We start from the raw sequence: 25336 nt of genomic DNA, 5'->3' as shown, positions 1-25336 counted from the left end.
CCCGGCACCTCACACGTGCGGGCGGCGGCCCCGCTCCTGGGTCGGGAAGTGCTGGTCGGCGCCGGGGAGCGTCGGTTTCGGCAGGGTGGCCACCTCCTCCTTGGCCTTCTCGAGCTGCTCCGCCGTGTCGTCGGGGAGTGCGGGCGCGGTCGGGCGGGTCGACTCGAAGCGGAAGGCGCTGGTGAGGTCGCCGAACGTGTCGCGGCGCCAGCGGCTGATGTTGGGCTCGGCGACTCCGGTGAACCGCTCGAGGAACTGGAGCGCCGAGGTGTGGTCGAAGCTCTCCGTGGCGACCCAACCGCCCACGGTCCAGGGCGAGATGATGATCGCGGGCACTCGGAAGCCGCCGCCGATGGGCAGTCCCTGGATGTACTCGTCGGCGGTGCCCGCGGGCGCGGTCGGCGGGGGTACGTGGTCGAACAGGCCGTCGTTCTCGTCGTAGTTGAGGATGAACGCCGTCTTGCGCCACACCTTCGGGTTGGACGCGATGGCCTCGATCTTCGACGCGACGAAGTCGGCGCCCGCGGCCGGGAGGTAGTCGGGGTGCTCCGACTGGTAGCTGGTCGGCATGATCCAGGACACCGCCGGCAGCCGGTCGTTGCGGGCGTCGTCCTCGAAGGTGCCCTCGGGCTGGGCGCGCACGCCCCGCTCGTACAGCTCGGAGCCCGGCTGCGCGTTCTTGAAGGCGGCGAACTGCTCCAGCAGGTTGCAGCCGTAGTCGTCGGTCTGCTGGTACACCTTCCAGCTGACCTTGGCCTCCTGGAGCCGCTCGGCGTACGTCGTCCAACGGTACGGCGTCGGCGCGACGTTGCTGATGATCGGGCCGCCCTCGGTGCCGCCGGGGTCGATCGTGCCGGTCATCCACATCAGGCGGTTGGGCCAGGTCGGTCCGAGGACCGAGCAGTGGTAGTGGTCGCAGACGGTGAAGGTCTCGGCGAGCGCGAACTGGAACGGGATGTCCTCGCGGGTGTAATACCCCATCACATAGGGGCCGTTGACGCCGTCGGCCTTGCGGTGGGCCGGCAGCCACCGGTCCATCTTGCCGCCGTTCCATGCCTCGTGCTGCACCGACCAGGCGTGACTGGTGGAGGGGATGGCCTGGGCGCTGGTGGTGCGGGTGTCGAGGTGGAAGGGCAGCAGATAGCCCTTCGGGTTGACGGTGTCGGGCTGGTAGAAGACGGACCGCCCGTCGTCGAGGGTGAGCGCGCGCGGGTCGGCGAAGCCGCGGACCCCCTTCAGCGTGCCGAAGTAGTGGTCGAAGGACCGGTTCTCCTGCATCAGCATGACGACGTGTTCGATGTCGCGCAGCGAGCCGCGTGCGGGTGGTCCGGCGGCGACCGCCTTCTGGACACTCGGCGGCAGGAGGGAGAGCGCCGCGGCCCCGCTCAGCGTGCTCGCGGCGGAACCCAGAAGTCTACGGCGTGTCAGCTCGGCCATGATTGCCCCTTCTTGAGCGTGATGAGCCCTGCGGAGTACGCCGGCCCGCGGTGCGGAGCGGGCCGCCGAGAACTCTCCGCCGGGTTCAACGCGCGGCGTCAGGTTTTGACGGTGAACTTGTGGCCAACGTGCGGAATGCGGTTGGCCAAGCCATGACCGACGTCAGCGGGGCGTTGCCGGCCCGTTGCCGCAGGTTGGGAAACGGTTGGTCAGTACATGGACCGGCGCCCGGTCCGGCATCCACGCCCCCGCGCCCGCGCCGGACCGCGCCGGATCGCGGCCCGGGAGCCGTCGTCGCAGCTCCGCGCTGGGTCCGTCCCCAGGTGCGACACAGCACCCGGATGGCGCATTCTTGCTGTGTCACCCACTCGGCGGGCACGGACGAGGTGAGCCGATGACGGGGAGCGCTCCGGGCGCGGGCCGGCCGCCGGCCCGGCTGACCGCGCTGCTGATCGACGCGTCGACGGAGGCGGTCCGCGTGTCGGGCGGGCAGGTCGGCGGCGTCTATCTGCGGTCGGGCGCGGCCGGGCTGCTGCGGCTCGCGGTGCTCGCCGGGCTGCCTGGGCCGCTGTTCAAGCCCTGGTGGCGGCTGCACGTGGACCGGCCTTTCCCAGTGGCCGACGCCTACCGTCTCGGCGCCGAGGTGGTGCTCGCGAACGCCACCGAGGCGATGCGCCGCTACCCGCAGTTCGCGGCCGGGCTGCCGTTCCCGTTCGGGTCGCTGTACGTGCCGGTGGTGGGCGGTACGACGACGTTCGGCGTGCTGACCGTGCTGCGCCCGTCCGCCGCCGACGCCACCGCGGTGCTCGCGGAGCGCGAGCGGGTGGCGGACATCGCCGGACGGCTCGGCGCCCGGCTGCTGCGGCTCGCCGCCCCGGGGGCCGCCGGCGGGGACGCGGCAGGTGACACCGGTGAGGCCGCCGGTGAAGCCGCAGCAGGTGACGCCAGTGAGGCCGCCGGTGAAGCCGCAGCAGGGGACGCCGGTGCGGCCGTCGTCACCTGGGACGACGAGCCGGTGTGCGTGCCGCCGCCGGTCGCGCGCCGGGCGCAGGGGCGGGCCGGCGGGTTCACCTGGGACCCGGTGGGGGACACCGTGACCGCCGACGCCGGGCTGCCCGCGCTCCTGGGCGCCCCGGCCGGCCGGATCAGCGGCTCGTCGGCGGCGCTCGCGGACGCCGTCACGCCGGGTGACGCGCCCCGCACGCTGGCCGCCCTGCGCGAGACGGCGGCGGGCCGGCCGCCGCCCCTGCCGCTCTACGCGCGCTCCGGTGACGGCACGCTGCGGCTCCTCGAACTGTGGAACGACGGCGCGGGCGGGCCGTCCCCCGAGCCCCGTCGGGTCCATGGGCTGGTCGTGGAGCCGGGTACCGGCGCGGCGGCGGACGCGGCGGCCGATCTGCTGCCCGAGGGTGTCCTGTGCCTGGACCGGCTCGGCCTGGTCAGGTACGCCAACCCGCGCGCCGGACAGCTGCTGCGCCGCGCGCCGGCCGAGCTGCTGGGGCGTCCGCTGTGGGAGGCGGTGCCCTGGCTGGGCGGGCCGGTCGGCGAGGACCACCTGCGGGCCGCGCTGCTCTCCCCCGGCCCGATCCGCTTCCACGCGGGACTGCCGGGCGAACCCGGCGCGCACGCGAGCGCACTCGACGGCTCCGGGGCGGACGGGACCTGGCTCGACGTGGCGATCCATCCCGGCCCGTCCACGCTGACCTGCACGTTCCGGCCCGCGCACCGGGTGCCCGAGCCCGCGCCCGAGCCCGACGAGGAGGGCGCCGACGTCCCCGACGCGCCGTCGGTGGCGCCGCTGTACCGGCCGATCGCGCTGGCCATCGCGCTCTCCGAGGCGGTGACCGCGCGGCAGGTGTCGGCGGTGGTCATGCGGGAGCTGCTGCCCGCGTTCGGCGGCCGCCGGCTGGCGATCTACCTGCTCCAGGACCGGCGCCTCTACCTGGCCTGGGAGAACGGCTTCCCCGCCGGGTTCCTCGATCCGTTCGAGGGGGTGGGCCTCGACGCGGAGCTGCCGGGCGTGCACACCCTGACGTCCGGGCGTCCGCTGTTCTTCGACTCGATGGAGCGGCTGACGGCCGCCTATCCGGGCATCGCGCTGGACGCGACCCGGGGTTCACGCGCCTTCCTGCCGCTGATCGCCTCCGGGCGCCCGGTCGGCTCCTGCATCCTGGGCTTCGACCTGCCCCGGCGCTTCAGCTCCCAGGAGCGCGCGGCGCTCACGGCGCTCGCGGGACTGATCGCGCACGCCCTGGAGAAGGCTCAGCGCTACGAGAGCGAGGCCGCGCTCGCCCGCGGCCTGCAACAGGCGCTGCTGCCCCGGCGGCTCTCCTCGCACCCCCGGGTCGAGACCACCGGACGGTATCTGCCGGGCACCCAGGGCATGGAGGTGGGCGGCGACTGGTACGACGTCGTCGAGTCGGGCGACGGCCTCGCGCTGGTCATCGGGGACGTCCAGGGGCACGGGGTGCAGGCAGCCGCCACCATGGGCCAACTCCGGACCGCGGTAAGGGCGTTCGCGCTTGGCGACCGGCCGCCCGACGAGGTGCTCAGCGGCACCAACCATCTGCTGATCGACCTCGACCCCGGCCTCTTCGCGAGCTGCTGCTGTCTGCGCCTCGACCCGGTCTCGGGCGCCGTGCGCGCCGCGCGGGCAGGACATCTGCCGCCGCTGCTGCGCCGCCCCGACGGGCGCACCGAGGTCCTCGACCTGCCCGGCGGGGTGGTGCTCGGGGTCGATCCGCGGGCCCGGTACCCGGTCACCGAGCTGCGTCTCGACGCCGGTGCGGTGCTGGCCCTGTACACCGACGGCCTGGTGGAGCGGCCGGGCGTGGACATCGACGTCGGCGTCGAGTGGCTGCGGGCGGCCCTCGCGGAGGCGGCCGTGGCGAGCGAGCGGCCCTCGCTTCCCGCGCTCGCCGACCGGCTCACGGCGACGGCCCGTCACACCACCGACCGCCCGGACGACATCGCGCTGCTGCTCGCCTCCCGGGTGGGCGAGGGGCTCGATCTCCCGCGCTTCCGAGCGGCCCCGCGCCCTCACTCTCCGTGATGGCTCTCGCCTCGTGGGCCCCGGCAGTGTAGACATGGGCACATGGTCCGACTTCCGGGTCGCTCCACGGGTCGGGCGACACCACCCGCCAAGGACGCACGCCCCCGGCGTGCGCCGGGGAGCGCGCCTGCCGAAAGCGACCGGCGCGAGCGTCCCCAGGACGGCGCGCCCGGCCGCCTCCAGAACGCCGCACGGCCCGTCAGGACGCTGCGGAAACGTGCCGCCTCGCTGCGCTCCTCACTGAGCGCGGGGAGCCTCGCCGGACAGGTCTTCCTGCTCCAGGTCTTCATCGTGCTGCTGCTGGTGGTCGCCGCGGTCGTCGCACTGGTGCTCCAGGTCCGCCACGACAGCACCGACGAGTCCCGCAACCGCTCACTGGCCGTCGCCGAGTCCTTCGCCAACGCCCCCGGCACCCTCGACGCGCTGCGCGCCCCCGACCCGACGGCGGTCCTCCAGCCCCGCGCCGAGGCCGCCCGCAAGGCGACCGGCGTGGACTTCATCGTCGTCATGAACACCGACGGCATCCGCTACACCCACCCCGAACGGGACCGTATCGGCAAGAAGTTCGTCGGGGACATCGCGCCCGCGCTGGCGGGACACGCCTCCACCGAGGACGTCGACGGCACCATCGGGCGGCTCGTCCAGGCGGTCGTCCCGGTCGAGGCGCCGGGCGGCAAGGTCGTCGGCCTGGTGTCGGCCGGCATCACCACCGACAACGTGGGCGGCGCCGCCGACCGCCAGCTCCCGCTCGTCCTGCTGGCCGCGGCCGCCGCGCTGGCCCTCGCCACCGCGGGCACCGCGCTGGTCAGCCGACGGCTGCTGCGCCAGACCCACGGCCTCGGACCGCACGAGATGACGCGGATGTACGAACACCACGACGCGGTGCTGCACGCCGTCCGGGAGGGCGTGATCATCGTCAGCGGCGAGGGCACCCTGCTGCTCGCCAACGACGAGGCGCAGCGGCTGCTCGACCTGCCGCAGGACGCGGAGGGCCGGCACGCGCGCGATCTGGGTCTCGCCCCCGACACCGCCGACCTGTTGGCGTCCGGGCGGGACGCGACCGACGAGGTGCACCGGGTCAAGGACCGTCTCCTCGCGGTCAATCAGCGTTCCACGAACGTCAGGGGCGGCCCGCCGGGTACCGTCGCCACGGTCCGCGACTCGACGGAGCTGCGCGCGCTGTCCGGCCGGGCCGAGGCGGCCCGCGAGCGCCTCGACATGCTGTACGACGCCGGGGTCGGCATCGGCACCAGTCTCGATGTGACGCGCACCGCGCAGGAGTTGACGGACCTGGCGGTGCCCAGGTTCGCCGACTTCGCCACCGTCGACCTCTTCGACTCGGTGCTCGCGGGCGGCACCCCCGAGGCGGTGACACCGCTGCGCCGGGTCGCGGTCAGCGGCGTCCGCGGGGACGCGCCGCTGTACCCGGTGACCCAGCAGATCATGTACGTCGAGTCGGCGCCGCAGGCCCGCAGTCTGCGCACCGGCAAGGCCGTGCTCGAAGCCGAACTGCCGTCCGCGCCCGGCTGGAAGGAGCAGGACCTCGAACGCAGCGCCCAGGTGGTGGAGTACGGCATCCACTCGCTGATCACGGTGCCGCTGCGCACCGGGTCGCTGGTGCTCGGCGTGGTCAGCTTCTGGCGCTCCGAGCGGCCCGGCCCCTTCGACGACGACGAACTGGCCCTCGCCGAGGAGCTGGTGGCGCGGGCCGCGGTCTCCATCGACAACGCCCGCAGGTACACCCGCGAGCACAGCATGGCCGTCACGCTCCAGCGCAGTCTGCTGCCGCGGCGGCTGCCCGAGCAGTCGGCGCTGGAGATCGCCTACCGCTATCTGCCCGCACAGGCCGGGGTGGGCGGCGATTGGTTCGACGTGCTGCCGCTGTCCGGTGCCCGGGTGGCACTGGTGGTCGGGGACGTCGTCGGGCACGGGCTGCACGCGGCGGCCACCATGGGGCGGCTGCGCACGGCGGTGCACAACTTCACCGCGCTCGATCTGCCGCCCGAGGAACTCCTCGCGCTGCTCGACGAGTTGGTCAGCCGGATCGACCAGGACGAGGAGACGGAGGACGGCACCGCGCCGGTCACCGGCGCGACCTGCGTCTACGCGGTCTACGACCCGGTGTCCCGGCGGTGCGTCATCGCGCGGGCCGGGCATCCGCCGCCCGCCGTGGTGCGGCCCGACGGCACCGTCGACTTCCCCGAGGTGCCGGCCGGTCCGCCGCTCGGCCTCGGCGGGCTGCCGTTCGAGACGGCCGAGCTCGAACTGCCCGAGGGCAGCCGCCTGGTGCTGTACACGGACGGGCTCGTCGAGGACCGCGAGCGGGACATCGACGAGGGTCTCGACCTGCTGCGCGGGTCGCTCGAACGGGCCGGGCAGTCGCCCGAGGACACCTGCCGGGCGGTGCTCGACGCGCGCGTTCCGGCCAGGCAGACCGACGACGTCGCGCTGATCGTCGCCCGCACCCGGGCGCTCGCCGCCGACCGGGTGGCGCAGTGGGAGGTGCCGTCCGACCCGGCGTCCGTCGGCGAGGTCCGCGCCTCCGTCGCCCGCCGGCTCTCCGAATGGGGCCTGGACGAGCTGGCGTTCACCACGGAGCTGATCCTCAGCGAACTGGTCACCAACGCCATCCGCTACGGCGCGGAGCCGATCGGGGTGCGGATGCTGTTCGACCGCACGCTGATCTGCGAGGTGTACGACGGCAGCAGCACCTCGCCGCATCTGCGGTACGCGGCGATGACGGACGAGGGCGGCCGCGGCCTCTTCCTGGTCTCACAGCTGGCCGAACGCTGGGGCACCCGGTACACACCGGACGGCAAGGTCATCTGGGCGGAGCAGCAACTGCCCTGACCGCCGGGGCGCACGACGGTTCACCCGGGGAGTGGGGCGTACTGGAGGCGCGCAGACCGGCGGGGCATACAACCGCTCACGCCCGACTCCGCGCCCCCGCTTCCCTCCGTCGGTCCGCGCGCCCCCCATCACCTCCCCACGCCCCCGCCGCCCGGCACCCCCTTCATAGGCCCTCCTCCCTAGGTCCCGCCGTAGGCCCCCTCGTAGGTCCCTCCGCAGGCCCCCTCGTAGGTCCCTCCGCAGGCCCCTTTCGCCGGTCCCCTTCGTAGGTCCCTACGAACTTTTCTCGCGGCGGGTGTGCGGCGCGAACAGCATCTGATAGGAAACCTTCCTATCAGTGTCACGCACGGCCAAGTACCCACCCCCCACTCCCTTGGAGCCCCCGTGACGAATCCGTCCGACGGCGTGCCCGAGCCCGTCCGGGCCCTCGCCCCGTCCCGCCGCACCCTGCTCGCCCTGGTCGGCGGCGCCACCCTGGCCGCCGTTCCGCTGCTGCGGCCCTCCGCCGCGGACGCGGCGACGGCGGCGGCCTGCATCCCCCTCGACGACCCGGCGAAGAAGGAGATCGCCATGAAGCTGGTGTCGAGCGCGGAGAACTCCTCGCTCGACTGGAAGGCGCAGTACCGCTACATCGAGGACATCGGCGACGGCCGCGGCTACACGGCCGGCATCATCGGCTTCTGCTCGGGCACCGGCGACATGCTCGATCTGGTCCAGCTCTACGCCGACCGCAAGCCCGGCAACGTGCTGGCGAAGTACCTCCCGGCGCTGCGCCGGGTCAACGGCACCGACGCGCACACGGGGCTCGACCCGAACTTCCCGCGCGACTGGCGCACGGCGGCCCAGGACCCCGCCTTCCAGCAGGCGCAGAACGACGAGCGGGACCGGGTGTACTTCACGCCGGCCGTCCAGCAGGGCAAGGCGGACCAGGTCGGGACGCTGGGCCAGTTCGCGTACTACGACGCCATCGTCATGCACGGCGACGGCGGCGACGCGACCGGCTTCCACAACATCCGGGCGCGGGCCCTGCGGTCCGCGAAGCCGCCGGCCCAGGGCGGCTCGGAGGTGACCTGGCTGAACGCGTTCCTGGACGCCCGGGTCTGGGCGATGCGGCAGGAGGAGGCGCACAGCGACACCAGCCGGGTGGACACCGCCCAGCGGGTGTTCCTGCGGAACGGGAACCTGTGCCTGAACACGCCTCTCGACTGGGCGGTGTACGGAGACGGCTTCCACATCGGCTGACCGGAAACGGGCCGCGGCACCGCTCTCGGCGGGGTGCCGCGGCCCGTTGCTGTACCCTCTTCACCGGCGGTCCCCGCTCATAAAGTCGGGTTATGAGCCCATAGACCGGACCGGTGTACCGGTAAGGCTTGCCTTAGCTTAGGCTTCCGTCGAGTCGATCTGTCGCCGCTCGAAGGGAACCTGATCATGCCCCGCCCCCTGCGGGTAGCCATCGTCGGAGCCGGCCCCGCCGGGATCTACGCCGCCGACGCGTTGCTCAAGTCCGACGTGGCCACCGAGCCCGGTGTGTCCATCGACATCTTCGAGCGCATGCCGGCCCCGTTCGGCCTGATCCGCTACGGCGTCGCCCCCGACCACCCCCGCATCAAGGGCATCATCACCGCCCTCCACCAGGTGCTCGACAAGCCGCAGATCCGCCTGTTCGGCAACGTCGACTACCCCACCGACATCAGCCTGGACGACCTGCGCGCGTTCTACGACGCGGTGATCTTCTCCACCGGCGCGACGGCCGACCGCGAGCTGTCGATCCCGGGCATCGAACTCGACGGCTCGTACGGCGCCGCCGACTTCGTCTCCTGGTACGACGGCCACCCGGACGTGCCGCGCACCTGGCCGCTGGAGGCCGAGAAGGTCGCCGTCCTCGGTGTCGGCAACGTGGCGCTCGACGTGGCGCGCATCCTCGCCAAGACCGCCGAGGAGCTGCTGCCGACGGAGATCCCGCCCAACGTCCACGAGGGCCTCAAGGCCAACAAGGCGCTGGAGGTGCACGTCTTCGGACGGCGCGGCCCCGCGCAGGCGAAGTTCTCCCCGCTCGAACTGCGGGAGCTCGACCACTCCCCCACCATCGAGGTCATCGTCGACCCCGAGGACATCGACTACGACGCGGGCTCGATCGAGACCAGGCGCGGCAACAAGCAGGCCGACATGGTCGCCAAGACCCTGGAGAACTGGGCGATCCGCGACGTCGGCGAGCGCCCGCACAAGCTGTTCCTGCACTTCTTCGAGTCGCCCACCGAGATCCTCGGCGAGGACGGCAAGGTCGTCGGCCTGCGCACCGAGCGCACCGCGCTCGACGGCACCGGCAACGTCAAGGGCACCGGCGCGTTCAAGGAGTGGGACGTCACCGCGGTGTACCGGGCGGTCGGCTACCTCTCCGACAAGCTCCCGAAGCTGCCCTGGGACCTCGACTCCGGCACCGTCCCCGACGAGGGCGGCCGGGTTCTCCAGGAGACCGGCGGCCACCTCAGTTCGACGTACGTCACCGGCTGGATCCGGCGCGGCCCCGTGGGCCTGATCGGCCACACCAAGGGCGACGCCAACGAGACGGTGTCCAACCTCCTCGAGGACTTCGCGGCCGGCCGGCTCCAGGAGCCGACGGCGCCCGCGCCCGAGGCCGTCGACGCGTTCCTCGGCGAGCGCGGCGTCCGCTACACCACGTGGGACGGCTGGTACCGGCTCGACGCGGCGGAGAAGGCGCTCGGCGAACCCCAGGGCCGCGAGCGGGTCAAGCTGGTCGAGCGCGAGGACATGCTCCGCGAGAGCGGCGCCTGACCGTCCGGCACGGACGAACGCCCGGCCGGTGACTCCTGCCGGGCAGTGAGCACGAGCGGCCCACCGGCCGAGCGGCCGAGTACGGCACAGGGCCCGGGAGAGCGATCCCGGGCCCTTCGCCGTCCTCGGCGCGGGTACCGGCGTCCGACCGCGGCCCGGTGGCGTGGCAACCCGGCGCACCCGGGGGTGACCCTGCGGGTATGTGTACGCAACGGTGACGAGACCCGCACCGGCGCGGAGAGCCGGCGTCCCCCGTCCCGTCCGGTGCGACGGCCGCACGCGCGGGGCGGCACGGCGGCCCAGGGACGCGGCGCGCACCCCCGTGCGCGGGGCGGACGTCCCAGGTGTTCGCTGTGCGCGCACACCCCCGGGGTCCGCCCGTGGCCCGCGGTGACCATACTGGGGGACGCACCCGTCCCCGCCCCGGCAAGGACCCATGGCCACCTCGACCAGCGCCCGCCCCACCCACCCGCCGACCCTGTGGCTGTCCCGCGGCCGGTACGTCGGCCCCGACCCGGCCGCCGTCGTCCGGCGGACCCTGGAACGGCACAAGCACGACGGGGTCATCGACGACCACATGGAGCCGCCCGAGGCCGCCACGATCTCGGAGTACGTCTTCGAGGCCCGCTGGCAGGTCGCGGACGGCGTGATCGTGCGCGCCAGGCTCTCCCTGGCCAGGGACGGCGCGGACGGCAGGGACTGGGTGCTGGCGGCCGAGGCCGAACGCGCCTGGGACCAGGAGTGGCCCTCACCGGCGACGATGTTCTGGCCGGACGACCCCGCGGAGGCGTGGGACCACGAGCAGGTCACCGGGTTGCGGCTGCGCACGGCCCACCGGCTGCCCGAGGAGGACAAGGACATCCGCACCCTGCTGCGGAGCTCGGTGCGGGGCGGCTGGACCATCGGGATCGTCGTCCACGAGGCGATGACTCCGGACGGGCAGGGGCAGCTCCCGCTGCACCGGCATCTGCCGCCAGGGCTCAGGCACCGGGTGGTGGAGCACCGCGCCGCGCCCGACCAGTTGCGGGTGGTGAACTTCGCGCTGCGCGACTTCGGTGTGGAGATCCCGCGGGGCGGGGCCGTCGTCCTGCCGGTGGACGTGTCGCGGGAGGAGGCGCAGGACCTGGCCGTGCGCACCGTCTTCCTCGACGGCTCGCGGCCCGAGGACCTGGTCGCCGCGGTGACCCGGTACGCGGGCCTCATCACCAAGCCGCTCCCCGAGGGCGCGGGCCTGACGCTCACCGCGCTGCGCGACGACTGGCATCTGACCACCCTCGAAGAGGAGTTGGTCCGCCAGCGGGCGCTGGTCGCCATGTACGCCGAGGCGTTGGACGCCATGACGCAGTCCCGGGACCTGTACCGGGAGGCCGCCGAGCGGGCGCACGAGGCGCTCGCGGTGTACCGCGAGACGGGCGGCGAGCCCGCCCCGAGGGCGCCGTCCGCCGACGCGACGGCCGCGACGCCGTTGCGGCAACTGACGCGCAGGCTGGGCTGGTTCAAGGACGCGGGCAAGGGCCAGCGCCCCGCGCCCGCGGCGGACCGCGGAAGCGGGGGCGAGGATCCCTCGGGCCGTCCCGACCGGGACGGCGACTGAGCCGTCAGTCCTCGGCGGAGCCGGCCCCGGCCAACTGCCGGGGCGGGGCCGTCTCCAGGACCGGCGGCTGCCAGGTCAGCCGCACCAGCAGGGCGACCAGTGCCGTCAGCGACGCGAAGACGGCGGCGAGACCGGCGACCCAGCTCGGCGCCAGCGCGAGGGACAGCCCCTGGGAGAGCTGCGCCGAGTGGAAGCGGCCCTCGAAGACCTGGGCCGCGGCCAGCAGCGCCGGCACCACCACCGCGCCCGCGAGGACCGGCAGCGCCGGCCGCACGGTGAGCGCCACCGACAGCAGCGCGCAGAGCACGAAGACGCCCAGCGCGAAGCCGTAGGCCCGCATCGGGACGCCGTCCCCGTGCGGCGGGAACCAGAGCAGCGCGCAGAGCAGCAGCACGCCCGCCGCGGCCAGGCTCGGCCAGGCCAGTTGGCGCCGGGCCGGTGGGCGGTCGGCGGAGCGGGGCAGCCGTCGGGGCGTGCGGCCCTCGATCACTTCGAGCGGGGGCACGGACTCGACGTCGCCCGGTTCCGCGTCGAACGGCTGCTCGCCGAACGGCTGGGCGCCGACCGGCTGCGGGGCGAACGGCTGCGCGGCGGGCGGGGGTGGTGCGGCCGGGGGCGCGGCGGCCGCCGGCGGCGCCGCCTCCGCCGCGCCGACCTGCTGCGCGGCCGGCGCCTCCGGGTCCTGCGGCGCCTCGGGCGGGAGCGGGGCGTCGCGCTCGATGCTCATCCGGCCGATCAGTTCCACGAGGTCCTCGACCGGACGTGCGGTGGCGGCGACCCGGGCCGCCTCCCGTCCCGCGTGCGGTTCCAGCGGTGTCCGGCTCAGCAGTGACATCAGCCGGGTCACCTCCTCCACCGGGCGGAACTCGGCCGCGGCCCTGATGGCCTCGTCCGCGCTGTCGGGGTCGCGCGGCGGCCGGGTCAGCAGCGCCACCAGACGGGTGACGTCCTCGACGGAACGGCTGGTGCCGATGGCGCGCAGGGCGTCGACGGTCGCCTGCGCGTACTGCGGGGACTGCTCCAACAGGGTGATGAGATGGGCGACCTCCTCCAGTGGACGGTCAGCCACAGCAGCATGGACGACGGCGGTGATCGGGTCGGCGTCCTGGGTGGTTATGGGGGCATCGTTCGGATCGGGTGCTGACGAGCGGAAGCTCATGCTCGGCTCCATAGGAGAGGTCTGCGGGCCCGCGTCCCCCGACACGCGCCACGCGGGGTTTCGTTGACCATTTCTAAGCTCCGCCCGAGCCCACTGCCACTCGGGTGACCCAGCGGTGTGAGAGGTACCTCACGCTGACGGGTGGTCGGACGTAGGAACGCGGATTGCGGGAAACCGGGAAGACGGGTCGTGGTGCGGCGGCCGACGGCATGGGAGGAAACGTGAAACCGATCACAATGGCGGCGGTGGTCGCCGGGGTCCTCGCCGCACTCGTTCTCGCGGTGGCGGTGGTGCTGATGGTGCGTCTGGTGCGGACGCGCAAGGAGCTGCGCCGCGCGGGGCTCCCCACCGGCCCACGTTGGGTTTTCTGGGGTGCGGTGCTCTATTTCGTTCTGCCGACCGACCTGGTGCCGGACCCCGTGTACCTGGACGACATCGGCGTCCTGCTCCTGGCGCTGCGCACCCTGCGCTCCACTCCCGACAGGCGAATGGTCATGAATCCTCCCCGTGACTACGGAGAGTAAGGAAACCATTCACCCGTTCGATTCGTATAAGTGACTGATAGGGCAAGGCAGTCGGCGGATGGGGCGGGGCCGCAGTGCGGGACCGCTCGATCGGCGCAGCACCGACAGGGGAGATTCGATGCAACCGTTCGCGCTCAACTACGCACGTCCGGCGGTGGAGTTGGAGACCACCGTGCCGTATGTCTACGACACCGGGCTGCAGTTGAACGTTCTCTTCGACGGCCGGGTCGCCGCACGGGACCTCGCCCTGCTGAGGGAGGTGGGGACGACGACGTCCACCGCGGGCTCCAAGACACACTTCGACGACTGAACGCGGAACCGCAGACGATGACCGTGCTGATCCTGACCTCTGAAGAGGATGTGACGGCCGACATGGTGGTCGTGCACCTCAACGCCTCGGGGGTCCCCGTGGTCCGCCTCGATCCGGCCGATCTGACCGGGGGCGTGGCGCTCTCCGGTGAGTACGTGCACGGCCGGTTCCGCGGCCATCTCCAGTCCGCCGGGCGGCTGGTGAGCCTCTCGGGTCTGCGGTCCGTCTGGGTCCGCAGGCCCGGCTCGCCCGCCGCCCGCGCGGCCGTGCCCTCGGCCTGGCTCACCGAGGAGGCCTCGCAGGCCCTGTACGGCATGCTGCGGGGCACCGACGCCCGCTGGATGAACCACCCCGAGGCGGCCCGCAGGGCCCGCCACAAGCCCTGGCAGCTGCGGCTGGCCCAGCGCTGCGGGCTGCCCGTGCCCGCCACGCTGATCACGACGTTCCCGCAGGCCGCGCGGGAGTTCGCGGAGCGCTATCCGGACCTGGTCGTCAAGCCGGTCTCCGGGGCGCACCCGCAGGATCCGCCGCGTGCGGTGCCGACCAGCAGGGTCGCGCCCGACGCCGACTTCTCCGCGGTGGCGTTCGGGCCGACGCTGCTGCAACGCCGGGTCGCCAAGCGGGCCGACATCCGACTGACCGCGGTGGGCGGGGAGTTGCTCGCCGCCCGCAAGGCCACCGCGCGGGACGCGGACCCGGACGAGGTGGACGTGCGGTTCGCGTCCTCGGAGGTGCCGTGGTGCGCCGTGGCGGTGCCGCCGCGGGTGGCGAGCGGGGTGCACGGGTATCTGCGGGAGGCCGAACTGGCGTACGGCGCTTTCGACTTCGCGGAGGACGCGGACGGCACCTGGTGGTTCCTCGAATGCAACCAGTCGGGCCAGTTCGGGTTCGTCGAGGTGGAGACGGGCCAGCCCATCGCCAGGACCATCGCCGAGTGGCTGGCGCGCCCGGGGCCCGAACCGCGCACGCGGCTCGACGACTCGGACCGGACGGTGTGCTGAGGGAGGGTCAGTGCGGCAGCGAGCCGGGCAGCAGGGCCGAGCGCTGCCAGCCGGCGCCCTGCTGGGCGGGGCGTTCGGCGCCGGGCGCGTGTCCCAGGGAGGACTGGAACGGTCGCATGACGTACTCCAGTTCCCGGCTCACGCGCTCGGCCTCCCTGCGTGTCTGAGCGGGGATGTCGCCGCGCTCGGCGACGAGTCGGTCGTAGATGGGGGAATCCTGGAACACCCGTCAACACGCCTTTCCTGTCTGGCCCACGCGCGCGGGCACGGCTGCCGAGTGTATGCGTACGGGCACACCGGGGTGTGAATCACCCCGGAGCGCTTGACGGTCGGCGGTGTGCCGTGGACGACACCTCCCGGCTGGTCAGACGCCGGTCGTCGAGCCGGGACGGACGATCATCAGGACCGTGACGGTGGCCCACAGCAGGTTGAAGACGCCCGTGGTCATGGCCAGTTGGACGGTGTGCGCGCGCTCCACGGCCCGGCCCGAACCGACCTGTTCGAGCAGTTCGTCCTGGCGGGGCAGGACGAAGGCGATCAGCACTCCCGCCGCGACGGCGGTCAGGACGAGGGAGGCGATGAGCCAGCCGCTGCCGAGGACCCCCATCGCCGCGGCGGTGGCGATGCCGAGGACCGGTACCGCGACGCCCATCCCGGAGTAGACGCGGCAGACGCGGTGCAGCAGCCGTACCGTCCCCACCCCGTCAGGTCCGCTCAGGGCGCGGCGCGCGGCCGGCGGGAACATGCTCGCGGCGACCGTGACAGGTCCTATGGCCAGGATGGCCGCGAGGACGTGCAGGATCAGCAGGACGTGGGTCATCGGACGCCTTCCGGGGTGCGTGGGGCCGTACCCGGCTCACGCTACGGAGTCGCGGGCCCTCTCCCCAGAGGCCGGAACGACAGTCATCAACGGATTCCCGCCAACCCCTCCCGGCTGGGCTTCTCCGCTCGAGCCCAGGTCACGGCGGCGGCGGGAATCCGCCTATCGTGGCGTTCATGCACGCTGTGGAGATCCTCGCGCTCGACGACGTGGTGCCGTTCGATCTGGCGGCGCCCCTCCAGGTCTTCGACTGGGTGCGGCTGCCCGACGGCCGCCGCCCCTACCGGGTACGGGTGTGCGCCGAGACGCCCGAGGTGCGGGGCGACGGAGTGGTCCTGCGGGTGGACCGGGGCCTCGACGCGCTGCGCACCGCCGATACGGTCATCGTGCCCGGCTGCAATCCGGCGACAGGACCGATCTCGCCCGCCGCGCTGGACGCCCTGCGCGCGGCGGCCGCCGCCGGGACCAGGATCGCCTCGGTCTGCTCCGGGGCCTTCGTCCTGGCCGCGGCGGGGCTGCTGGCGGGGCTGCCCGCGACCACGCACTGGGCGGCCGCCGCCGAACTGGCCCGCCTTTACCCGGAGATCGACGTGCGGCCCGACGTCCTGTACGTCGACAACGGGCAGATCCTCACCTCGGCGGGGGCGGCGGCCTCACTCGACATGTGCCTGCACCTGGTGCGGCGCGACCACGGCTCGGCGGTCGCGGCCGACTCGGCGCGTCGGGCCGTCGTCCCCCTCGAACGGGAGGGCGGGCAGGCGCAGTTCATCGTGCACGACCGTCCGCCGGTGCCGCGCGGCTCCGCCCTCGAACCGGTGCTCGAGTGGATCGGCGACCATCTCGCCGACGAGATCACCCTGGGCGCCCTCGCGGCCCGCGCGGGCATGAGCGAGCGCACCTTCAGCCGGCGGTTCCGCGAGCAGACGGGGACCACGCCCCTGCGGTGGCTGCTGGCGGCCCGGGTGCGCCGGGCGCAGTATCTGCTGGAGAGCGGCGACCAGCCGGTCGAACGCGTCGCGCGGCAGGCCGGGTTCGGCTCGCCGACCGCGTTCCGTGAGCGGTTCCGCCAGGTGGTGGGCACCAGCCCGCGGGCGTACCGGGCGGCGTTCCGCGGCAGGTCGGGCGAGGGCGCCGCGGGCGCCCCTCAGACCGCGAGCGGCAGCCCCTCGTCGTCCCCGCTCGGCGCGGTGGCCGCGTCGAGCAGCGCGTCGGCCGCGGCGACCGCGTCCTCGACGGTCGTGGCTCCGGTCAGCGCGCACAGCGCCTGACCCACCTCCGCCAGCTCCCGGGTCGCACCGGGTGACTCCCGCCGCGCCTGCGCGATCCGCAGCGTCGCGTACCTGGTGAGCAGTGTTCTGACGGCCTTCGGGTCCTGAACCAGCACGAAAAGCGCCCCTCTCTCGGTTTCCGCCTCGTGTTCCCCGAACCAGCCGGATCAACCACCTCTTCCGCGCCAGAGACCACATGTGACGCAAAACAGCCCTCGACCCGATTCCCCGCGCGCCGCGAGACGTTGAACACAGAGCAACGATCCCAGCACGAACGGTGACCACACATGAACCGTACCGGACGTCTCCTCTGCGCCCTCCATCTCGCCACCGCCGCCGGACTCGCCCTGACGGCGGTCCAGGAGTTCCGCCACGGCCCGCTGTGGGCCGGCTTCCTGTTCACGGCCGCCAGCGTCGTCCCGGTCATCGCCGTGGTGCGCGAGACGGTGATCGAGGACCTGTTGCGGGCCGCCGCCCTCAGTGACCGGCGGGTATTCCGGGCCGCCGAGGACATCGTGCGGGCGTCGCTCGAAGCCGCCTGCTGCGAGCGCTGGTGGACCAGCCTGGGCACCGACCACGACGCGGCGTGTCCGCACCGGGTGCCGCGCAGCAGCGCCGCCTGACCGGTGGCGCCGCCGCGCGCGGGGCGTGCGGGCGGTCAGGAGGCGACGGCCTGCCCGCTGTGCAGGGCGCTGTAGGCGCCGCCCGCGCCGAGCAGTTCCTCGTGGCGGCCGACCTCCAGGATGCCGCCCTCGCCCATCACGACGATCCGGTCGGCGCCGCGCACGGTGGAGAGCCGGTGGGCGACGACGAAGGTGGTCCTGCCGCGCAGCAGCCGGGCCAGCGCCTCCTGGACGAGGGCCTCGGAGCGGGTGTCGAGCGCCGAGGTCGCCTCGTCGAGGACGAGCACCTTGGGGTCGCGGATCAGGGCGCGGGCGATGGCGAGGCGCTGGCGCTGGCCGCCGGAGAGCCGGGCGCCGCGCTCCCCCACCAGGGTGTCGAGTCCCTGCGGGAGCCGGTCGACGAACTCCAGCGCGTTGGCGTCCCGCAGCGCCGCGCGCACCGTCTCCTCGTCGGCGTCGTCCATGCCGTAGACGACGTTCTCCCGGACGGTGCCGTCGAAGAGGATCGACTCCTGCGGCACCACCGAGAGGAACCGCCGGTAGGTGCGCAGGTCGAGGGTGTTCATGTCGGTGCCGTCGAGCAGCAGCCGGCCCGAGGTGGGCCGGATGAAGCCGATGACGAGGTTGAGGACGGTCGACTTGCCCGCGCCGGACGCGCCGACCAGGGCGATGGTCTCGCCGGGTGCGACGGAGAGGGTGAAGTCCCGTACGGCGGGCCGCTCGGCGTCCTCGTAGGCGAGGCCGACGTTCTCGAAGGCGACGGCGCCGCGCAGCGCGGTCAGCTCCTTCTTGCCCTCGTTGTCCTCCAGTTCGGGCGCCTGGAGCACCTCGCCGACCGAACGGACCGACTCCAGGCCCTTGGTGATGACCGGGGCGAGTCCCGCGAGGGTGGTGACGGAGCCGGTGAGCGTGGTCAAAAAGGCGCTCAGCATGACGACGTCGCCGGGGGTGACGCCCCACACGCCGTAGTAGGAGACCAGGGCGGCGCCCGCGAGGACGAGGACGCCGACCACGTTGAGGACCACCCAGGAGAGCGATCCGAAGCGGCCGTTGACGAGGTCGAGGCGGTTGCCCGAGGTGAGCAGCCGGCTCAGGGTGCCGTCCATGCGGTGCAGGGCCTTGCCCTCGAGGCCGTGGGCGCGGGTGACCGGTATCAGCCGGGTCATCTCGGTGACCCGGGAGGAGAGGGTCTCGACCTCGTGCCTGAAGTGCTCGTTGTGGGTGCGCAGTCGGGCCCGCAGCCGGGCGACGACGAGCGCGGCGGCGGGCACCACGACGAGGAAGACGGGCACGAACTCCGGTGTGCGGACGGCGATGATGACGAGGCCGCCGATGAGCACGGTGATGGCGCCGAGGCCGGTCTCGGCGGTCTGCTGGACCATCTGCTCGACCGTCTCGACGTCCCGGACCACCTTGGCCTGCAGGACGCCCGCGCTGACCCGTGAGTGGTAGCCGATGGAGAGCTGCTGCATCCGGGTGCAGAGCGCGGAGCGCAGGCTGGTGCCCATGCGGCGGATGCTGCCGTACAGGAGCCGTACGTAGAGCAGGTGGAGCGGGAAGTTGACCACCAGGATGAACATGATGACACCGGTGCTGAGCCAGAGCCGGCCGATGTCGCGGTGCTGGACGACGGTGTCGATGATGGACGCGGTGATCAGCGGCAGCAGCCAGACGGGGCTGTGCTTGACGGTGAACACGGCGGCGGCCGCGGCCAGTCGGCGGCGGTCGGCGCGGAACAGGTAGGTGAGTGTGCGGACCGGGTGTTCGTCCCGGTAGCGGTGGTCGAGCGGTCTCTCCGTGGACGATGCCATCGTCGGTGTCCCTCCCCAGTGACCGGACGGTCGGCCCCGCGGCGGCGGCGCGGGGCGTCGCCGCGCGACCCCCGGCGTGCGGCAGGCGATTACTGCCCGGCCAGGACGGCGTCTGCACGCCGCCGGGGCCGGGAACTGCTCAGACGGCGTCCAGGTCCGCGATCTCCTCGGCGGTCAGGGCGAGTTCGGCCGCGGCGACGGAGTCGCGGATGGTCTCGGGGCGGCTGGCGCCGGGGATCGGGACGACGACGGGTGACTTCGCGAGCATCCAGGCGAGGCAGACCCGCTGCGGGCTCACCCCGTGCCGTTCGGCGATCCGCGCGAACGGCGCGAAGCGGGAGCCCAGTTCACCGGCGCGGGAGATGCCGCCGAGCGGGCTCCAGGGCAGGAAGGCGATGCCCAGCTCGTCGCAGAGCCGCAGTTCGGGCTCGCTGGAGCGGAAGGCGGGGGAGAACTGGTTCTGCACGGAGACGAGCCGGCCGCCGAGGATGTCGTTCGCCTCGCGGATCTGGGCGGGGTCCGCGTTGGAGACGCCGGCCAGCCGGATCTTGCCCTCGTCGAGCAGGTCGCGCAGCGCGCCGACGGACTCGGCGTAGGGCACCTTGGGGTCGGGGCGGTGGAACTGGTAGAGCCCGATGGCCTCGACGCCGAGCCTGCGCAGGGACGCCTCGCAGGCCTCCCTGAGGTGGCGGGGGCTGCCGTCGAGGGTCCAACTGCCGTCGCCGGGGCGCAGATGGCCGCCCTTGGTGGCGACCAGGACGTCGCCGCCGCGGTCGTGGCCGGCCAGGGCCTTGGCGATCAGGGTCTCGTTGTGGCCGACCTCGTCGGCGTCCCGGTGGTAGGCGTCCGCGGTGTCGATCAGGGTCACGCCGGCGTCGAGGGCGGCGTGCAGGGTGGCCAGGGAGCGGGCCTCGTCGGGCCGTCCCTCGATCGACATGGGCATACCGCCCAGGCCGATCGCGCGGACGTCGGTGTCACCGATACGGCGGGTGTGCATGGGTCCTCGACCTCTTCCGGCTGGGGGCGCTGCGAACCGGCGTCCAGCGTGCGGCCGGTCACGGCCGGAGTCCAATAGAGGAAACCGAACGGATTCAGCAGCCCGGCCGCTGAATCCGTCCGGTCCTCAACCGGGCTAGTGGGTGCGGGACTTGAGGTACTCCTCGACGCCGGGCGCGCGGTGCGCGTCCTCGACGCCGACCAGACCGCCGACCGCCGAGGCGTCGGGGCGCAGGACGTAGGTGGAAAGGCTCGCGGGGCGCGAGACGTCGGAGAAGTCCTGCGGGGTGCCGAGTCCGGTGTCGGCGTCGCTGCGGGAGCGGTGCGCCTTCACCAGGTCCTGGCGGGTGAGGCCGCCGGCCGCGCACGCCTTCTTCAGGTCGGCGCCCAGGAGTTCGGCCGCGTTGTAGCCGGAGAGGACGCCCGAGTCGACCGGGGAACCGGGGTACTTCTTCCGGTAGTCGGCGACCATCTTCCGCACCCCCGGCAGGTCGGAGCTGACGGCGGGCGCGGCGCTCACCACCTTCAGCATCGCGGCGAGCGCCGGGGCGGCGGGCGTCTTCATCAGCTGCGGCGCGAAGCCGGGGGCGCTGCTGACCACGGGCACCCGCAGTCCCCTGGAGGCGGCGACCCCGACAAGCGACGCGGTCTGCGCGGGTCCGGCGCTGACCAGGATCGCCTTCACGCCCGCCTTCCGCAGCGCCGACACCTGCGCGGACAGGTCGGTGTCGGTGGCCTTGATCTTCTGTCCCGCCACCTTGAGCCCGGCCCGTCCGGCCGCCCACCGGGAACCCGCCAGCGCGTTGGCCCCGTAGTCGCCCTCGAAGTAGACGTGTCCCACGGTGTCGCCCGCGCGCAGTCCCGCGGTGCGCACCAGGTGGTCGACGGCGGCGATCATGTCGATGTCGTAGGTGGTGCCGAGGACCTGCACGGACTCCTTGCCGAGCAGGTCGGCGGCCCACGCCTGCGGGAAGGTCAGCAGGTGGTCGCGCTGGATGTCGTCGAGCAGCGCGGCGACCACGGGCGAGCCGATCACCTGCGGCAGCGCGAGGACGTCGGGTGCGAGGTCGGCGTAGGCGGTGACCGCCCGCTGGACGTCGTAGCCGTGGTCCTTGACGACGATCTCGACGCGCCGGCCGCAGACACCGCCGTCCGCGTTGAGCCGGTCGGCCCACATCTTCTGGGCCTGCACGATGCTCTTGCCGAGGGTGGCGTACGGGCCGGTCAGGTCGGTGAGGGCGCCGAGCCTGACGGTCGTCGCGGTGACGCCCGGCCCGGTTCTGACGCCGTCGCCGCCCTTGCTGTCGGGGCCGCCGGCGTCGGCCTTGGAGCTGCATCCGGTGGCCGCGAGCAGCAGGGCCGCGGCGAGGGCGAGCGCGGTGGTGCGGGGCCTGGGGGGCGTGAGGTTCACGGGGTGTGCTCCTTGACTCGTGCGGCCTGGTCGGGTGCGGGGTCCGCGGGCGGGGTGGTGGCCGGGCGGCGGCGCGGGCGGGCGCGGGCGCGGCGGGCCAGGCCGCGCAGTCCGTCGGGCGCGAACAGCAGGATCAGCACGATGGCCGCGCCGTAGAGGTAGCGGGCGGCCTCGGTCGGGCCGACCGGTCCTCCGGCGGTGCCGGGCGCGGCGACGAGCGGGAGGTGGTCGGCGTAGCGGGTCATCAGCAGCGGCAGCGCGGTGACGAAGACCGCGCCCGCCACCGCTCCCGCGACCGAGCCGAGGCCGCCGATGACGATCATGGCGAGGTAGTCGACGGAGAGGGCGAGCGCGAAGTAGTCCGGCACGACCCGGCGGAAGGCCAGCGCGAGCAGGACCCCGGCGAGCCCCGCGTACATGGAGGAGACGACGAACGCGGCGGACCGGTACCCGGCGAGGTGCACGCCCATCACGGCGGCGGCGGTCTCGCTGTCGCGCAGGGCCAGCAGGGCGCGCCCGGGACGGCCGCGCAGGATGCCGCGGGCGGTCCAGCAGGTGACGGCGAGCAGCGCGAGGCCGAGGTACCAGAGGCGTTCCTCGGCGCCGAACGGCACGCCCAGGACGGCGAGTTCGGGGTCGTCCGCGGTGAAGCCGAAGCCGCCGAGGGTGAGCGGGGGCACGGAGCGGCCGTTGAAGCCGCCGGTGACGGAGTCCGCGGTGAGCAGGACGTGGTGGCCGAGGAAGACCAGGGCGAGGGTGGCCACCCCGAGGTAGATGCCGCGCACCCGGCCCGCGACCGGGCTGAAGAGGCCGCCCGCCGCGCCTGCCAGCAGGACCGCGAGGACGAGCGCGAGGGCGGGCGGCAGCCCTGGACCGGGTTCACCGGCGAGCCAGACGTAGCCGTAGGCGCCCACCGCGAGGAAGAAGGCGTGGCCGAGGGAGAGTTGACCCGCCGAGCCGGTGAGCAGGCCGAGGCCGACGGCGCCGACCGCGGCGGCCATGGCGAACAGGCCAACGCGCAGCCAGAAGGCGTCCAGGTAGAAGGGGAGCGCGCAGAGCACGACGGTCGCGAGGAGCGCCCGCGCCCTGGTCCCGGTCCGGGGGTCAGACACGGGCCGCTCCCTTCGCGGCGAAGAGTCCGGCCGGCCTGATCAGCAGGACGAGCACCATCACGGCGTAGGGCGCCACGTCCGCGAACCCGTCGCCCAGGACGTGGAGTTCGGACTGGTAGCCGGCCGCGAGCGCCTCGGTCAGGCCGATCAGCAGGCTGCCCGCGAGGGCGCCTGGCGGGGAGGTCAGGCCGCCGAGGATCGCGGCCGGGAACGCCTTCAGGGCGATCTGCCCCGTGCCGCTGTCCAGTCCAGGGGCGGGGAACGCGGCGAGGAAGACGGCGGCGACGGCGGCGAGCGCGCCGGCGAGGCACCAGGCGAGGGTGCGCACCCGCGCCGTCCTGATGCCCTGGAGGGCGGCCGCCTCCGGGTCCTCGGCGGCGGCCCGCAGGGACAGCCCCCAGGCGGTGAACCGGAACAGGGCGAAGACGGCGCCGATGACGGCGGCCGACACCGCGACGGCGGCCAGCCTGCTGTCGGCGACCGGCACCGGGCCGATCCGGCTCACCGAGTCCCGCCAGGGGTCGCCGAGGCTCAGCAGATCGCCGCCGATGCGCCGGGACAGGTCGGTCAGCAGCACGATGTCGACGCCGATGGTCACGATGGTCTGCACGGTCGCGGCGTGCGGGTCGCGGGCGACGCGCCGCAGCAGCAGCCGGTCGACGGCCCCGGCGACGGCGGCCGTGGCGAGCACGGCGACGGCGAGGGCGGCGGCGAAGCCGAGCGAGGCGTGCAGGACGGCGACGAGGTAGCCGCCGAGGAGCAGCAGCGATCCGTGCGCGAAGTCGAGGACGCCCGACGCCTTGAAGACGATCACGAAGCCGAGGGCGACGAGGGCGTAGACGGCGCCGAGGGCGAGGCCGTCGAGGACGGTGGAGAGGAGGACGGTCATGACGTCTCCTCGGGGCGGGTGGTCGTCACGGGGTCTCCTCGGGGGCGGTCGGGGCGCCGAGGTAGGCGCGCAGCACCTCGGGGTGGCGGCGGACCTCGTCGGGGGTGCCGTGGGTGAGGGGGCGGCCGAAGTCGAGGACGGTCACCTCGTCGGCGAGCCGCATGACGAGGCCCATGTCGTGCTCCACCAGGACGACGGAGAGGCCCAGGCGGGCCCGTACCTCCCCGATCACCCGTGCGGTGCGGGCGCGTTCGGCCGCGTTCATGCCCGCGACGGGTTCGTCGAGGAGCAGTACGTCGGGTTCGAGGCAGAGGGCGCGGGCGAACTCGACGCGTTTGCGGTCGCCGTAGGAGAGTTCCGTCACCGGGGTGTCGAAGTGGGCTTCGAGGCCGACGAGTTCGGCGATCTCCCGGACCCGGTCGCGGTGGACGCGCTGTTCGCGCACCGCGCCGGGCAGTCGCAGCGCGCTGGCCGCGAACCCGGCGCGGGTCAGGGCGTGCCGGCCGAGCATCAGGTTGTCGGCGACGCTGCCCTCGGTGGTGACGATGTTCTGGAAGGTGCGGGCCACGCCGAGCCGGGCGATGTGGTGCGGGGCGATCCGGGTGAGGTCGGCGTCCCCGAGCCGTACCGTCCCCGCGTCCGGCCGGCACAGGCCCGAGAGGACGTTGAAGCAGGTCGACTTGCCCGCGCCGTTCGGCCCGATGAGGGCGTGCACCGAGCCGGGCGCCACGGTGAAGGAGACGGCGTCGAGCGCGGTGAGCCCGGCGAAGCGGACGGTGACGTCCCGCACGGCGAGCACCGGCGGGACGGCGGCCCGCGCGCCTGGCGGGCGGGCGCGCCGCCCGGGGCGCGCCGTCCGGGCGCTCACGCGGCGCCCAGATCGTCGGCGGCGGGCTGTTCGCCCAGGTAGAGACGGCGTACGGCGTCCGTGCGGGCGAGTTCGCCGGCCGGGCCCGAGAGTCGGATCTCCCCCACGTCGAGGACGTAGGCGTGGTCGGCGAGCGAGAGCGCCATGCCGGCGTTCTGCTCGACCAGCAGGACGGCCGTCCCCTGGGCGTTGATCTCGCGGATCACCTCGGCGATGCGGTCCACCATGCGCGGGGCGAGACCGAGGGACGGTTCGTCCAGGAGGAGCAGCCGCGGGGACGCCATCAGGGCGCGGCCGATGGCGAGCATCTGCTGCTCCCCGCCGGAGAGCAGTCCGGCGGCCTGCCGGGTGCGTTCGGCGAGCCTCGGGAAGAGGGTGAGGACCCGTTCCCTGGCCTGTGCCACCTGGGCGGGGGCGCGGCGGCCGAGGCCGAGGCCGCCGGTGCGCAGGTTCTCGTCGACCGTGAGCCCGGCGAACACCCTTCTGCCCTCGGGTACTTGGACCACCCCGGCGCGCACGGCGGCGACCGGGTCGCGGCCGTCGAGGACGGTGTCGCCGTAGCGGACCAGGCCCGCGGTGACGGCGCCCCTGTGCAGCCGCAGGGTGCCCGAGACGGCCCGCAGGAGCGTGGACTTCCCGGCGCCGTTCGCGCCGAGCAGGGCCACGACCCCGCCGGGCGGGACGGTGAGCGAGACGGCGCGCAGCGCGGACACCGCGCTCCCGTACAGCACGTCGACGTCGGTGACGCGCAGGGCGGGTTCCTGGTCCTGGGGTGGTGCGGGCATCGCGGCTCCTCGGGTCCGTGGCCGTGCGGCACG

21 protein-coding genes and 1 pseudogene are annotated in these 25336 nt (G+C 73.7%); 10 read left to right on the top strand and 12 right to left on the bottom strand.

The annotated features are described in order from the left end of the window. Positions 1-9: 9 nt before the first annotated feature. The gene (locus DDJ31_RS36360; protein WP_127176168.1) at positions 10-1437 is read right to left on the bottom strand and encodes an alkaline phosphatase family protein; all 1428 of its coding nucleotides are present in this window, start codon (positions 1435-1437) and stop codon (positions 10-12) included. 394 nt (positions 1438-1831) lie between these two features. Here DDJ31_RS36360 and DDJ31_RS36355 point away from each other — a divergent pair, with 394 nt between their 5' ends. The 5 genes from DDJ31_RS36355 to DDJ31_RS36335 all read left to right on the top strand — a co-directional run bounded on the left by DDJ31_RS36355 (position 1832) and on the right by DDJ31_RS36335 (position 11726). Next, on the top strand, positions 1832-4489 hold the full coding sequence (locus DDJ31_RS36355; RefSeq protein WP_127176169.1) for a SpoIIE family protein phosphatase: 2658 nt from the start codon (positions 1832-1834) through the stop codon (positions 4487-4489). A gap of 42 nt (positions 4490-4531) precedes the next feature. Beyond that, on the top strand, positions 4532-7339 hold the full coding sequence (locus tag DDJ31_RS36350; RefSeq protein ID WP_127176170.1) for a SpoIIE family protein phosphatase: 2808 nt from the start codon (positions 4532-4534) through the stop codon (positions 7337-7339). 384 nt (positions 7340-7723) lie between these two features. Continuing rightward, positions 7724-8581: a chitosanase gene (locus DDJ31_RS36345; RefSeq protein ID WP_127176171.1), complete on the top strand. Its 858-nt coding sequence runs from the start codon at positions 7724-7726 to the stop codon at positions 8579-8581. Between the two features lie 186 nt (positions 8582-8767). Further along, entirely contained in the window at positions 8768-10132 is a 1365-nt protein-coding gene (locus DDJ31_RS36340) for an FAD-dependent oxidoreductase (protein ID WP_127176172.1), read from the top strand. 436 nt (positions 10133-10568) lie between these two features. Continuing rightward, a complete protein-coding gene (locus tag DDJ31_RS36335) occupies positions 10569-11726 on the top strand; it encodes a hypothetical protein (RefSeq protein WP_127176173.1) in 1158 nt (385 codons plus the stop codon). Between the two features lie 4 nt (positions 11727-11730). Here DDJ31_RS36335 and DDJ31_RS36330 read toward each other — a convergent pair whose 3' ends face one another. Continuing rightward, positions 11731-12885, bottom strand: coding sequence for a hypothetical protein (locus DDJ31_RS36330; protein WP_164784820.1), 1155 nt, complete (start codon positions 12883-12885; stop codon positions 11731-11733). A gap of 236 nt (positions 12886-13121) precedes the next feature. Between DDJ31_RS36330 and DDJ31_RS36325 the strand changes: the two genes are divergently transcribed. From DDJ31_RS36325 to tgmB, 3 genes are all read left to right on the top strand, one after another. Beyond that, positions 13122-13409 (top strand): YkvA family protein, encoded by a 288-nt coding sequence (locus DDJ31_RS36325; protein ID WP_164785089.1) that lies wholly within the window; start codon positions 13122-13124, stop codon positions 13407-13409. Between the two features lie 118 nt (positions 13410-13527). After that, a complete protein-coding gene (gene tgmA / locus DDJ31_RS36320) occupies positions 13528-13719 on the top strand; it encodes a putative ATP-grasp-modified RiPP (protein WP_127176174.1) in 192 nt (63 codons plus the stop codon). Positions 13720-13736: 17 nt separating this feature from the next. Then, positions 13737-14720 (top strand): ATP-grasp ribosomal peptide maturase, encoded by a 984-nt coding sequence (gene tgmB / locus DDJ31_RS36315; protein WP_127176175.1) that lies wholly within the window; start codon positions 13737-13739, stop codon positions 14718-14720. A 7-nt stretch (positions 14721-14727) separates the two neighbouring features. Here tgmB and DDJ31_RS36310 read toward each other — a convergent pair whose 3' ends face one another. Further along, positions 14728-14946, bottom strand: a complete 219-nt coding sequence (locus DDJ31_RS36310; RefSeq protein ID WP_127176176.1) for a hypothetical protein — start codon at positions 14944-14946, stop codon at positions 14728-14730. A gap of 138 nt (positions 14947-15084) precedes the next feature. Beyond that, positions 15085-15540, bottom strand: a complete 456-nt coding sequence (locus DDJ31_RS36305; RefSeq protein WP_127176177.1) for a hypothetical protein — start codon at positions 15538-15540, stop codon at positions 15085-15087. 176 nt (positions 15541-15716) lie between these two features. Here DDJ31_RS36305 and DDJ31_RS36300 point away from each other — a divergent pair, with 176 nt between their 5' ends. Further along, entirely contained in the window at positions 15717-16808 is a 1092-nt protein-coding gene (locus DDJ31_RS36300; protein ID WP_127176178.1) for a GlxA family transcriptional regulator, read from the top strand. Here the strand turns inward: DDJ31_RS36300 and DDJ31_RS39540 are convergent. Continuing rightward, positions 16793-16924, bottom strand: a pseudogene (locus tag DDJ31_RS39540) (DUF5133 domain-containing protein); the annotation flags it as partial. The gene DDJ31_RS36300 and the pseudogene DDJ31_RS39540 overlap by 16 nt on opposite strands. Before the next feature lie 171 nt (positions 16925-17095). Between DDJ31_RS39540 and DDJ31_RS36295 the strand changes: the two are divergent. Next, a complete protein-coding gene (locus tag DDJ31_RS36295; protein WP_127176180.1) occupies positions 17096-17431 on the top strand; it encodes a hypothetical protein in 336 nt (111 codons plus the stop codon). A 35-nt stretch (positions 17432-17466) separates the two neighbouring features. On the opposite strand, the gene DDJ31_RS36290 is transcribed toward DDJ31_RS36295, so the two are convergent. From DDJ31_RS36290 to DDJ31_RS36260, 7 genes are all read right to left on the bottom strand, one after another. Further along, entirely contained in the window at positions 17467-19242 is a 1776-nt protein-coding gene (locus DDJ31_RS36290) for an ABC transporter ATP-binding protein (protein WP_127176181.1), read from the bottom strand. A gap of 139 nt (positions 19243-19381) precedes the next feature. Beyond that, on the bottom strand, positions 19382-20239 hold the full coding sequence (locus tag DDJ31_RS36285) for an aldo/keto reductase (RefSeq protein WP_127176182.1): 858 nt from the start codon (positions 20237-20239) through the stop codon (positions 19382-19384). Positions 20240-20374: 135 nt separating this feature from the next. Then, positions 20375-21649, bottom strand: coding sequence for an ABC transporter substrate-binding protein (locus DDJ31_RS36280; RefSeq protein WP_127176183.1), 1275 nt, complete (start codon positions 21647-21649; stop codon positions 20375-20377). After that, on the bottom strand, positions 21646-22761 hold the full coding sequence (locus tag DDJ31_RS36275; RefSeq protein WP_127176184.1) for a branched-chain amino acid ABC transporter permease: 1116 nt from the start codon (positions 22759-22761) through the stop codon (positions 21646-21648). The genes DDJ31_RS36280 and DDJ31_RS36275 overlap by 4 nt, the downstream gene beginning before the upstream one ends. After that, positions 22754-23650, bottom strand: a complete 897-nt coding sequence (locus tag DDJ31_RS36270; protein WP_127176185.1) for a branched-chain amino acid ABC transporter permease — start codon at positions 23648-23650, stop codon at positions 22754-22756. The genes DDJ31_RS36275 and DDJ31_RS36270 overlap by 8 nt, the downstream gene beginning before the upstream one ends. Before the next feature lie 25 nt (positions 23651-23675). Beyond that, the gene (locus tag DDJ31_RS36265) at positions 23676-24518 is read right to left on the bottom strand and encodes an ABC transporter ATP-binding protein (protein ID WP_127176186.1); all 843 of its coding nucleotides are present in this window, start codon (positions 24516-24518) and stop codon (positions 23676-23678) included. After that, positions 24515-25303, bottom strand: coding sequence for an ABC transporter ATP-binding protein (locus DDJ31_RS36260; protein WP_127176187.1), 789 nt, complete (start codon positions 25301-25303; stop codon positions 24515-24517). The genes DDJ31_RS36265 and DDJ31_RS36260 overlap by 4 nt, the downstream gene beginning before the upstream one ends. Positions 25304-25336: the final 33 nt, after the last annotated feature.

The sequence above is a fragment of the Streptomyces griseoviridis genome, from assembly GCF_005222485.1.
GTDB lineage: Bacteria > Actinomycetota > Actinomycetes > Streptomycetales > Streptomycetaceae > Streptomyces > Streptomyces hintoniae.
The sequence above is the reverse complement of the archived record's forward strand: the minus strand, read 5'-3'. Positions and strand labels throughout refer to the sequence as shown.

Excerpts from the sequence above, each read along its gene's own strand:
- DDJ31_RS36360 (WP_127176168.1), bottom strand. The coding sequence starts at position 1,437 with ATGGCCGAGCTGACACGCCGTAGACTTCTGGGTTCCGCCGCGAGCACG.
- DDJ31_RS36355 (WP_127176169.1), top strand. The coding sequence starts at position 1,832 with ATGACGGGGAGCGCTCCGGGCGCGGGCCGGCCGCCGGCCCGGCTGACC.
- DDJ31_RS36350 (WP_127176170.1), top strand. The coding sequence starts at position 4,532 with ATGGTCCGACTTCCGGGTCGCTCCACGGGTCGGGCGACACCACCCGCC.
- DDJ31_RS36340 (WP_127176172.1), top strand. The coding sequence starts at position 8,768 with ATGCCCCGCCCCCTGCGGGTAGCCATCGTCGGAGCCGGCCCCGCCGGG.
- DDJ31_RS36335 (WP_127176173.1), top strand. The coding sequence starts at position 10,569 with ATGGCCACCTCGACCAGCGCCCGCCCCACCCACCCGCCGACCCTGTGG.
- DDJ31_RS36330 (WP_164784820.1), bottom strand. The coding sequence starts at position 12,885 with ATGAGCTTCCGCTCGTCAGCACCCGATCCGAACGATGCCCCCATAACC.
- DDJ31_RS36325 (WP_164785089.1), top strand. The coding sequence starts at position 13,122 with ATGGCGGCGGTGGTCGCCGGGGTCCTCGCCGCACTCGTTCTCGCGGTG.
- tgmA (WP_127176174.1), top strand. The coding sequence starts at position 13,528 with ATGCAACCGTTCGCGCTCAACTACGCACGTCCGGCGGTGGAGTTGGAG.
- tgmB (WP_127176175.1), top strand. The coding sequence starts at position 13,737 with ATGACCGTGCTGATCCTGACCTCTGAAGAGGATGTGACGGCCGACATG.
- DDJ31_RS36305 (WP_127176177.1), bottom strand. The coding sequence starts at position 15,540 with ATGACCCACGTCCTGCTGATCCTGCACGTCCTCGCGGCCATCCTGGCC.
- DDJ31_RS36300 (WP_127176178.1), top strand. The coding sequence starts at position 15,717 with ATGCACGCTGTGGAGATCCTCGCGCTCGACGACGTGGTGCCGTTCGAT.
- DDJ31_RS36295 (WP_127176180.1), top strand. The coding sequence starts at position 17,096 with ATGAACCGTACCGGACGTCTCCTCTGCGCCCTCCATCTCGCCACCGCC.
- DDJ31_RS36290 (WP_127176181.1), bottom strand. The coding sequence starts at position 19,242 with ATGGCATCGTCCACGGAGAGACCGCTCGACCACCGCTACCGGGACGAA.
- DDJ31_RS36285 (WP_127176182.1), bottom strand. The coding sequence starts at position 20,239 with ATGCACACCCGCCGTATCGGTGACACCGACGTCCGCGCGATCGGCCTG.
- DDJ31_RS36270 (WP_127176185.1), bottom strand. The coding sequence starts at position 23,650 with ATGACCGTCCTCCTCTCCACCGTCCTCGACGGCCTCGCCCTCGGCGCC.
- DDJ31_RS36260 (WP_127176187.1), bottom strand. The coding sequence starts at position 25,303 with ATGCCCGCACCACCCCAGGACCAGGAACCCGCCCTGCGCGTCACCGAC.